This window comes from Streptomyces sp. NPDC029836 (genome assembly GCF_055574495.1).
The window spans coordinates 542,179-552,565 of sequence record NZ_JBVHZI010000003.1; the positions used below are offsets into that span (position 1 = coordinate 542,179).

Here is a 10,387-nt window from a genome sequence, read left to right on the forward strand (position 1 = left end):
TGCGGATCAGCAGGTGAGGTTGTTGCCCGGGGTGACGCCCAGCAGCTGGGTGAAGTTCTGGTACTTGCTCACGCGGCTCTGCACCTGCGCGGGGTTGCCGCCGTTGCACTCCAGCGCCCCGTTGATGGAACGGATGGTCTCGCCGAAGCCGGCGCCGTTGGCCATGGCCGCGTGGGGGGTCATGGTGCCCGGACCGTTCTGGGTGTTCCAGTACCAGAGCGCCGTCTTCATGGCGACGGCCGGGTCCTGCTCGACGAGGTACGGGTTGGCGAGCAGGTTGATGCCGAGGGCGTCGCCCGCCGCCTTGTAGTTGAAGTTCCAGCTCAGCTGGATGGGTCCGCGGCCGTAGTACGCGGCCTGCCCGGCCGGGCAGCCGTAGGGCTGGGTCGCGTCGCAGTAGTGCGGGTAGTTCGCGGTGTTCTGCTCGACGATGTGCACGAGCCCACCGGTCTCGTGCGAGACGTTCGCGAGGAAGGCGGCCGCCTCGCGGCGCTTGGTGGTCTCGTCGCCGCTGTTGGCGAAGGCGGGGTAGGCGGACAGCGCCGCGACCAGGCCGTTGTAGGTGTAGAAGGGGTTCCGGTTCGGGAACATCTGGTTGAACTGGGCCTCGCTGACGACGAAGCCGGACGGGTCGGGGTCCTGGCCGCCACCGCCGCCACAGACGCCCTGGTCCGACCAGACGCCCCACTGGCCGGTGGTCCCGGGCGTCTCGCCCTGGGTCCACCACTTCGCCTGCCAGTTGCGGCCGTTGTGGGAGACGGTCCCGCCGCCCGTGTAGACGGCGGAGGAGGCCCACGCGCCGGCGCAGGCGGGCGCGGCCGAGGCGGAGGACGCGGGCAGGGCGACGGCGAGGCCGAGGGTCATCGCGGCAGCTGCGGCGAGGGAGAGGGCGCGGCGTCGGGCGGCACGTATCACGTAACTACTCCTGAAGTGGGGGGAATTGTCGCGAGGTGTGGGGGCGACGACTACCGCCACTGAACCGAAGTGGTCTGGACCTGTCAAGGTCTAGACCAAATATTGTCCGCGGCTGCCACATCCGGTGCGGGGGACCGCGCGGGGCCGCAAACGCCGAACCGGCGCGACGACCTGGGTCGTCACGCCGGTTCGGATGCCGAACGGATCAGCTACCGGCCGAGAGGTTGCCGGAGAGGACCGGGATGTTGTCCACGAGGTGGGACAGCGACTCGTCACCCTTGGCCTGGGTGGAGTTCTCGGCGCACTGCTGGTTCTGCGGGTTGGACAGGACGTTGACGTCCTGGACGCCGATGTTGGCGAGGACCGCGACCAGCGACTGGGCGTTGACCTTCGCGGGCAGGCCGACACAGAGCTTGTTGAGCGAACCCTGGATCGCGCTGAGCTGCGGGCTCATGGCGCCCTCGGTCGACTGGTTGCCGTAGACCTGCGAGGCGCCGTTGCCGTTGACGGTGTTCACGCCGTTGTCGTTGCCGATGGCCATCGCCGGGGACGCCATGACGGCACCCGTGCCGATGACGGAGGCGGTGACCGCAGCAGTGGCCATGAACTTCTTGAGCATCGTTGATCCTTCTGTCGCATGAGCTGTCCCCGGCGGGACGTCCTGATCAACTGCGTCCGGCGCCGGTGGTTATCGCGCGTCACCCATGCGGCCCAACGATCGGCCCGGTCAGCCGGTCTTGCGACGGACCTTCTTGTTCTTGCCGCCCGCGCCGCTGCTGGATCCCTGTACCTTGGCCCGGCTCTGGTGGGACTGCTGGGACTGGGCATGGGAAGCGTTGCGCGCCATGGCCTCGCGGAACTTCCGCTTCGCCTCCTCGGCCGGGGTCTCGTCCTGCGGTGCGTCGGTCTGCGCCGCATCGGCCTGCGGGGTGGTGTTCTCGTCTGACATGGCTGCCTCCTGGGGTGATCAAGTTGCCCCAGTCTGTCAGTCGGGCGGCGCTCAGGCCATCGCGTTGCCTCCGCGCCTGCCGGCCGGCCCCCCGATCCGGGCCGCTCAGCAGCCCGGACGGGGTGCTTCGGCCCCGCCGCCGGCGCGGATCGCGGCCAGTGCCGCGCGGTGCAGCGCGGCCGGATCGCCCGTCGCGACCGGGCTGCCGGTCAGCGCGTACCACTCGTCCGCTCCCTGGTACTGGACCGCGAACCGGACCTCGCCGTCCGCGCCGGCGGTGGTCCGCAGGGTGAGCGGACCGGTGATCACCCCGACCTCGTCGGTCATGGCGCCGCCCGGTCCGGCCGGCACGTCGTCCTGCCGGCACCACGGTTCGGGGGCCGTCATCCGGCGCAGGTGTCGATCATGGTGGTGAGGGTGGCCCTCTCGGCTTCGGTGACGGTCAGCCCGTAGTGGGACTTGACGGTGGTCCAGGCGCGCCCGTACTGGCACCAGCTCGACCGGTCCGTCGGCTGCCACTGGTCGGGGCTCTGGTCGCCCTTGGAGCGGTTGGAGGACGCGGAGACCGCCAGCAGCTGCGGGCGGGTCAGGTCGTTGGCGAACGCCTTGCGCTTGGCCGCGTCCCAGCCGGCGGCCCCCGAGCGCCAGCCCTCCGCCAGCGGCACCATGTGGTCGATGTCCAGCTTCGCGGCCTCGGTGAAGGACGCCCCGTCGTACAGGCTCTTCCAGTGGCCCGAGACGGCGCGGCACTCGGCGTCCTGCGCGACATCCGTTCCGTCCCGTTTCAGTACGGTCTCGCGGGTGTCGCACTTGCTGCCCTGCTCGGCCCAGTGGGTGAACCTGTCGCGGCTGTACCCGGCCATCGTGCCGGGCTTGCCGACCGTGAGCGCGGCCAGCTGCGACCGGGCCACGGCCGCGCTGACCATGCCCGGCAGTACGTCGCCGGCGACCGGCTTCGCGTCGTCGCCCGACGGCGCCGCCCGCGAAGGGGAGGGGGCGGCGCTCGGGGTCGCCGTCGCGCCCGGCCGGTCGCCGCCCTTCCCGTCCCCGGGGACCTGCTCACCGCATCCGACGCTGCCGAGCAGCAGCACCGCGGTCACGACCGCGACGCCCAGACCTGTCTGACGCACCATGAAACCCCGCCCCGAGGAGACTCCGCCCACTGTCCGGTGCAGCCTACCCATAACCGGACATCCAACCCCCCGGCGGGCCGACCGAGTCGCCGCGTGTTGCGCCCGCGCGGGCCAAGTCGGTCCATTGGCAGCCCTGTTGAGCCGCCCCGGGGCGGCGGCGCGGCGTGCGGGGGCGCGCCGACTTCCGGCCACCCGGCCACCCGGCCGGGGCGCCGGTCAGCTCCAGGAGGCGGCGACCAGGGAGCGTTGGGCGGCCGCCAAGTGGGTGGCACAGGCCAGCCAGGCGCGGGCGTACCCGTCGGCGGAGGGATCGCCGAGACGGCCGAAGGCGTTCCGCGGCCGCCGGTCCGCCTCCAGGACGAGCGCCCCCGCCAGGTCGGCCGCCGCGGCGAACCCGGCACGGCGCAGCGGCGCGTACGCGGGCAGCGGCTCCGGGCCCCGGCCGGAGCCGGCCACCGCGCGACGACCGCCCGCGACGCCCGCCTCCAGCAGCCGGCGCACCCGCCACAGGGGCGAGTCGGCCAGCGGATCCGGGCCCGGATCGCAGGAGCCGGGCAGCGCCCCGGGGGAGCCGCCGTCCGGGAAGTGGCTGCCCTGGAGCCGGTCGTAGCCGAGGTCGGCCCGGTCCAGCCACTCCGGCGGCAGCCGCAGCGTGTGCTCCGCCCCCGGGACCGGCCCCACCGCCAGCGGACGCAGCGTCGCCGCCCGATCCAGGTCCGGGCGCCCGAGGACGCGTACCGCCAGGCCCGGATGCCCGGCCAGCCGGCGCAGGTTGGCGGTGTGCGCCAGCTCCGGGTGCGGGTGGGCGGGGCGCAGCCGCAGCAGGGGCGCGTCCGGTCGTACGGCGCCGGCCGCGGACAGCTCCCGTACCAGGAGGTACTCGCCCGCCGCGCCGGCCACCTCGACGTCACAGCCCAGCAGGTCCGTCCCGGATTCCGGCGCCCCGCTCGCCTGGTGCGCGGCGACGGCTTCGGCGGCCGGCCGGGCGAAGAGCGCCGCGAGGGGCTCCTGGTTCCAGGTCAGGCCCGGGACCGGGGTCGCCCGGACGCCGCGCCCGGCGCCGAGCCGGCCGTCGGCGGAGACGGTCGCGCCGACGACGCGCAGGCCGCCGCGGGCAAGACCCGCGTGGTCCAGGACGCCTCCGCCCAGCGCGACGGACGCCGCCCCGGCGCCCCGGGCCCGCGCGAGCCCGCCGGGGCGCACGTCGGACACCGAGTACGGGGCGCCGTCCGCGCCCAGCAGGTGGGTCACCACGCCGCCGTAGCCGGTGGCGCTGAGCACCGGCTCCCGGCACAGGCCCTGGACGCGCAGGCTGCCGCCGGCCCCGTACGCCCGCCGGCCGCCGTCGGTCACGCCCGGGCCGCCGGCGCCCGAGGCCAGCAGCGCGGCGACCCGCAGCAGCCCGGCGAAGGCCGCCGTCAGGTCGGTGAGCCCCTGGGCGGCGTCGCGGTCCCGCGCCGCGCGCAGGCCCCGTACGACGCGCAGCGCGGCCGCCTCGGCCGCCGGCAGCCCCGCCACGCGCGCCGAGTGGGCGGCCCGCAGCAACTCGGCCTGGACCACCGCGCCCCCGGCCGTGACCCCGGCGGCGAGCGCTTCGGCCGACGCCGTCCACAGCGCGGCGCCGGCCGCCCGTGCGGCGGCGGTGAGGGGCTGTGCGCCGCCGCTCGGAGCCACCGAAGCGGTCCCGGCTCCGCCGTCGGGGTCCGATGACGCCCGCGGCCCCACGGGCGGGGTCACGGACTCCGGTTCCGCTACGGGTGCGTCCGCCGGGTCGGCGAGGGGAGCCGCGCCCAGCACGGCGGCCCGGTGCAGGCAGCGCGGCGCCAGCAGGCAGCCGCAGACGGCCTGCCCGGCCTCCGTGACCACCCCGGTGGCGCCCGGACGCAACGTCACCACCGCGTCCTCGCCGAACCGTACGGTGACGCTCCCGTCGGGCTCCGCCCGGGCCGAGCCGGCGCATCCCGCCACGGCCGCGTCGAGCTTCTTGCGCAGCCGGGCGCTCAGGTCCTCCACCGCCCGCGCGAGGACCTCGGGGGCGACGGGCGGCAACGGCGCGGCGGTGCTGGTGGTGCTCAACGGGGCTCTCCACGGAGTCGGTCGCCCACCCAGCGGGCGAGGGCGAGCGGGCTGAGGGCGGCCACCGGCATGCCGGCCGCCACGAGTTGCCGGGCCACCGGCACCGAGTACCGGGGCGCGCCCGCGTCGTCGAGCGCGGCGCAGCCCAGCAGGTGGGCGCCCGAGGAGGCCAGGGCGCTCACCTCGGCGAGGAGCCCGCCGAGCGGCCCGCCCTCCTCGAAGTCGCTGACGACGACGACCAGGGTGCGGCTCGGCACGGTGATCAGCGAACGGGCGTGCGCGAGGCCGGCCGCGATGTGCGTCCCGCCACCGACCCGGACCTCCAACAGCAGCGACAGCGGATCCTCGACGCGGTCGGTGAAGTCCACCACCGAGGTGGAGAACGCGAGGAAGTGCGTGGACAGCGTCGGCACCCCGCCGAGGACCGCCGCCGTCAGCGCCGACCAGATGACGGACGCCTCCATCGAGCCGGAGACGTCGACCACCAGGATCAGCCGCCAGTCGCTCTCCCGGGACGCCCTGGTGCGGAACACCGGACGCTCCGGGACGACGACCACCCGGCCGTCGTCCAGCCGGCGGGTGTGCGCGAGGTTCGCCCGCAGGGTGCGGGCCAGGTCGAGCGCGCCGCCCGGGCGGCGGGTCGGGCGCGGGGTCGACAGTCCGGAGAGCGTCGGCCGCAGCCGCGTCGCCAGCTCCTTGGCCAGCTCGTCGACCAGCCGCCGCACCAGGGGCCGCAGCCGCGCCAGTTGGCTCTCCGGCATGCCGCCGGCCAGCGACAGCACCGAGCCGAGCAGCTCCACGGAGGGGCGTACGGACGCCGGGTCGAGCTGCGCCAGCACATCGGTGCGGCCCGCCCCGGCCGCGTCCGCGAGCACCTCCTCCCGCAGGTCGGCGCCGAAGAGCGCCTCCAGCTCGTGAGCCCATTCGCGGGCGGTGGGGAAGGAGGCCCCGTCCCCGCCGCCCCGACCGCCCCGGTCGAGATCCGCCGAGCCCTCGCCCCGACCCGCCCCGTACAGCTCGTCGAGGGCTCGGGCGTAGCGCCGGGCGTCGGCCGGGAGCCGGTCGCGCTGCCGGCCGAGCAGCAGCCGCCACCGATCGGCGGGGGCCAGGCGCCGCTCCGTCGGCGGCGCGGAACGCGGCGCGTCCGGCGCCCCCGGGACCGGCGCCCGCGCCGCGACCGAAGGCGCGGGGAGCGGCAGCTCCTTGAGCGCGGCGGCGCCGGCGGCGTCGGCCGCCGCCCACAGGGCGAGCAGCGCGGGCGGCGCGTCCAGGGAGAGGTCGACGCGGTCGCCGAGCCGCTCCGTCACCGTCTCCAGCAGCCGCTCGCGGGCGGCCGGGGCGAGGGAGTCGAAACCCGCGCGCAGCGCGGGCAGCCGCTCCAGGAACGCCTCGTCGCCGAGGCTGTCCACCCGGTCCAGGAGCGGGGTCAGGGCGGCCGGGGAGGAGTCCAGCAGCGGGCCGGCGGCGCCGAGCACCCCGGCGAGCCGTCGGGCCAGGACCCGGCGCCCCTCGGGGGCGGTCGCGGCGTCGACCCAGGCGGCGGTCCGCCGGCCCAGCTCCGCCACCGGATCCAGGTCCAGCAGGACCCGTACGGCCAGTGCCGCGCCCCGCATCAACGGCGATGCGGTGTCCGCCAGTTCGCTCAGGGCCGCGTCCATGCGCAGCCCCAGCAGGCGGGACGCGGCCCGGTCGGCGAGGGCCACCAGCGCGCCGGCGTCCGCGAGGTCGTCGCTGCCGGCCAGTCCGGGCAGCGACCGTACGGCGGTCTCCAACAGGTCCCCGATGAGCGTCCCGGCGGTGTCCCGGGCCCCGGCGGAGGCGCCGGGGAGGTGTCCGCGCCGCAGGGCCTCCAACAGATCGACGGCCTCCAGGAGTTCCGGGAGCCCGGCGGTGTCCGGGAGCACCTCCGCCGCCTCCACGAGCCGTACGTCGACCAGCGCGGGCAGGTCGCAGCGCGCGGCGGCGGCCAGCCCGGCCAGCACCTGGGCGGCCGTCGGGCCGCCCGCGGCGGCTTCGCGGCGCGCCGTGTCCCGCAGGGTGCCGGCGGCGGCCTGGGCGGCGCTCACGCCGCGGACGCCGGCCAGGTCGAGGCGGGCCGGGACGGAGGGCGTCCAGGCAAGCCGCCACTTGCTGCCCAGCGCGGCCCCGTCACCGGTCGCGGCGACGGCGACGGGTTCGCCGTAGGAGGCGCCGCAGACCAGCAGGCGCTGGAGCAACACCTCGCGGCGCGCGTCCAGCGGGGAACGCAACGGGTCGAGGCGCACCTCGCGGGACGCGGGCTCCTCGGGCGACGGCAGCCTCAGCTCGGCCAGCTCCGCCTCCACGGACGGACCGAGGCCCGATCGCGGGGCGTGCGGGGTGGTGCGGCCGCGGCCCGCGCCGACCAGTACGGCCTCCAGGGCGCGGGCCAACGCCCGCCCCCGACCGAGGGGTTCGCCCTGCCCGAGCACCGTCGTCACGGCCTCCAACAGCTCGCCCCGACCGGGCGCGGGCAGCCCGCGCAGCACCGCCAGGTCGCAGGCGAGGCGCAGCGTCTCCGACGCCTCCCCGGTGCCGGCCGTGTGCCCGGCGCGGCGCAGCTCCCGGCACACGCCGGTGACGGCGACCGACGCCGCCTCCCGCACCCGTACGGGGTCACCGCCCGCTTCCAGAACGGCCTGCTGCCACAACGGGTCCCGGATCCCGGCCGGGTAGCCGGATCGGGAGTCGAGCAGGTCGTACGAGTACGCCACGAAGGAGGTCACCACCTCCGCCCCGCCGTCCCCGACATCCGACGGCCGACTCTTCGCGGGCCGCTCGCCGGCATCGACGGACGGGCCCCCGCGCGCGGCCGATGCGCGAGCGGGCCCGGTGGCGGTGCTCGCCGCCCCGGCTGCGCCGGTCGCGCCCGCTACGCCGGAGGCTGCGTCCGACGCCGTGCCCGACGCCGTGCCCCGGCCCGTCCCGGTGACGGCTGGAACGGCCCCGGACAGCGCCGGGGCCCCGGCCGTGTCGGGTGCGTCCGCCTCGGTGGCGGTCGCACCCGGAGCCGTGTCCTGCCCGGCGGAGCGTCCGGTCCCAGCGCCGTCGGTGGCGTTCGGGGCGTCGGCGGGGCGAAGGGTGCTCGCCTCCGCACCCGCGTCCGCCGCGTGCCGGGGTGCGGGAACCTCGTGGTCCGGGTCGCTGGGGAGCAGTGCGGGGGCGTGGAAGGCGCCGATGAGGGCGGCCACCCGGCGTCCTCCGGCGCCCGCCTCTGCGATCACCCGTCGCATGTGGGCCTCGCGGGCCAGGTCCGTCGCGGGTACCGTCCCCGCGTCGGACCGCAGGGCCCAGCCGACGCCGAGCGCGGCGCGGCGGACCGCTTCGGCGGAGCACCCGGGGGCCAGTACCTCGACGGCCCGGTCCCACAGGTCCTCACCCTCCCGCCCGGTACCCGACGCGACGAGCGCGTCCGCGAAGACCCGCCCGGCGGCGGCCGGGTGACCGGTCTCCGCCCCCGGCCGGCGTCCGGCGTCCGCCGGTTCGGCGTCCCGCGGCGCTGCTCCGGCGCGTCCGGCCTCCGGCGGCCCCGCACCGGCCGGGCCGCCACCGGTCGCCGCCCGCCCGTCGGACCCGGCTCCGGGCTCCGGCGCGTCGCCGGGCGCCGCTCCGGGCTCCGGGGCCGCGTCGGACCAGCCCGGGTCGGTCAGCGGCAGGTCGCAGCAGACGACCTGCACGCCCCGGCCCCGCGCCCAGCGGATCGCCGCCAGCTCGGGGGAGAAGTCCGCGAAGGGGTAGAAGGCGAGCCGGTCTTCGCGTCCGAGGCCGGCCAGCGCCACCGGCGCCACGGTCTCCGGATCGGCGAGGTGCTCCAGCCACGGCTGGAAGTCGGCGGGCAGCTCCACGCAGACCACCTCGGCCCCCGCCGCCTCCAGCAGCGCCGGTACCACCGCCGCCAGGGCGGGGCTGTGGTGGCGTACGCCCAGCAGGTAGGGCGCGCGCGACGCGGCGAGGGCCGCCACCGCGGTCCGCGGCTCGGCCGCCGGGCCGGCCGTCTGGTCGGTGACCGTCAACGCAGGCTCCCGCGCAGGTCCCAGAGGCGGCGCCACATCGCCGAGCCGTCCTCGGCCCGGCGCCGGACCGGGCCGTCCCAGTACCCCAGCAACCGTCCGTGGTCGGCCGGATCGTCCTTGCGCACGACGCCCAGCAGGTGCCCCGGCAGCAGGTCCAGCGCGTCACCGCCCGGCAGGTACGCGGCGGCCACCCCCAGCGACGCCGCGACCTGCACGGCCTCGGCGGTGGACATGACGGTGCCGGGCCGCTCCACGTCCCAGCCCTCGGCGGACCGGCCCGAGCGCAGGTCCCGGAACACGGTGACGAGCGCGTCGAGCACCGAGTCGTCCACAGCGAAGGCGGCGCCGGCCCGCTGGACGGCGGCGACGGCCTGGCGCCGGATCAGCGTGGCCTCCGCGTCGGCGTCCGCGATCGGATCGACCGTCTCGAAGTTGAAGCGCCGCTTGAGGGCCGCGGACATCTCCGACACGCCCCGGTCCCGCAGGTTGGCCGTCGCGATGACCGTGAAACCGGGGGCGGCGCAAACCAACGCGTCCTCGGTGGCAGTCAGTTCGGGGACGGTGACCCGACGGTCCGACAGGATCGACACGAGCGCGTCCTGCACCTCGGGCAGGCAGCGGGTGATCTCCTCGACCCGGACGACGCGTCCGGTCCGCATCGCCGAGAGCACCGGGGAGTCGACCAGGGCCTGGGCCGTCGGGCCCTGGGCGAGGAGCAGGGCGTAGTTCCAGCCGTACCGGAAGGCGTCCTCGGTGGTGCCAGCCGTGCCCTGCACGGTGAGGGCGCTGGTGCCGGACACCGCGGCCGCCAACAGCTCGGACAACATCGACTTGGCGGTACCGGGCTCGCCGGTGAGCAGCAGTCCGCGTTCACCGGCGAGGGTGACCACGCAGCGCTCCACCAGGGCGCGCTCGCCGACGAACTTCGCCGCGATGACCAGCTTCGACGGCAGGCCGGCCCGACGCCCGGGCAGGGCGAGTTCGGCCCCCTCGCTGCCGCACACGAACGTCACGACGGCGCGCGGAGTCAGGGCCCAGCCCGGCGGCCGGGGGCCGGTGTCCTGCGCGGCGAGGAAGGCGAGTTCGGCGGCGTACCGCTCCTCGGCCGGCATGACCTGCCGGGCGGGTGCGGGCTGATCGGTGACGGTCATCGGGTCCTCTGTGTTCTGGAAGTCGACAAGTGCGGAGGGAAGGGAGGAAAAGGGAGGAGAAGGAAGAAGGAGAAGGGGCCGGGAGAAGGGCCCGTCGAGGACGACACGGGGGCGCGCGCCGGCGCGCGCCCC

Annotated in this window: 8 protein-coding genes; all 8 read right to left on the reverse strand. The window is 76.5% G+C overall.

The genetic code is table 11. The annotated features are described in order from the left end of the window. Positions 1-6: 6 nt before the first annotated feature. The 8 genes from ACZ4XJ_RS13325 to ACZ4XJ_RS13360 all read right to left on the reverse strand — a co-directional run bounded on the left by ACZ4XJ_RS13325 (position 7) and on the right by ACZ4XJ_RS13360 (position 10,255). Entirely contained in the window at positions 7-864 is an 858-nt protein-coding gene (locus ACZ4XJ_RS13325; RefSeq protein WP_468496282.1) for a glycoside hydrolase family 19 protein, read from the reverse strand. Between the two features lie 256 nt (positions 865-1,120). Then, positions 1,121-1,534 (reverse strand): rodlin, encoded by a 414-nt coding sequence (locus ACZ4XJ_RS13330; RefSeq protein WP_362877805.1) that lies wholly within the window; start codon positions 1,532-1,534, stop codon positions 1,121-1,123. A gap of 108 nt (positions 1,535-1,642) precedes the next feature. Continuing rightward, positions 1,643-1,864 (reverse strand): DUF5302 domain-containing protein, encoded by a 222-nt coding sequence (locus tag ACZ4XJ_RS13335; RefSeq protein WP_362877804.1) that lies wholly within the window; start codon positions 1,862-1,864, stop codon positions 1,643-1,645. Positions 1,865-1,969: 105 nt separating this feature from the next. Next, positions 1,970-2,251, reverse strand: coding sequence for a hypothetical protein (locus tag ACZ4XJ_RS13340; RefSeq protein WP_362877803.1), 282 nt, complete (start codon positions 2,249-2,251; stop codon positions 1,970-1,972). Further along, positions 2,248-2,997 carry a GmrSD restriction endonuclease domain-containing protein gene (locus ACZ4XJ_RS13345; protein WP_468496234.1) on the reverse strand — a complete coding sequence of 250 codons (750 nt, stop codon included), beginning with the start codon at positions 2,995-2,997 and terminating at the stop codon, positions 2,248-2,250. The genes ACZ4XJ_RS13340 and ACZ4XJ_RS13345 overlap by 4 nt, the downstream gene beginning before the upstream one ends. Positions 2,998-3,213: 216 nt before the next feature. Continuing rightward, positions 3,214-5,073 (reverse strand): hypothetical protein, encoded by a 1,860-nt coding sequence (locus tag ACZ4XJ_RS13350; protein WP_362877801.1) that lies wholly within the window; start codon positions 5,071-5,073, stop codon positions 3,214-3,216. Then, the gene (locus ACZ4XJ_RS13355) at positions 5,070-9,104 is read right to left on the reverse strand and encodes a DUF5682 family protein (RefSeq protein WP_468496235.1); all 4,035 of its coding nucleotides are present in this window, start codon (positions 9,102-9,104) and stop codon (positions 5,070-5,072) included. The genes ACZ4XJ_RS13350 and ACZ4XJ_RS13355 overlap by 4 nt, the downstream gene beginning before the upstream one ends. Continuing rightward, positions 9,101-10,255 carry an ATP-binding protein gene (locus ACZ4XJ_RS13360; protein ID WP_362877799.1) on the reverse strand — a complete coding sequence of 385 codons (1,155 nt, stop codon included), beginning with the start codon at positions 10,253-10,255 and terminating at the stop codon, positions 9,101-9,103. The genes ACZ4XJ_RS13355 and ACZ4XJ_RS13360 overlap by 4 nt, the downstream gene beginning before the upstream one ends. Positions 10,256-10,387: the final 132 nt, after the last annotated feature.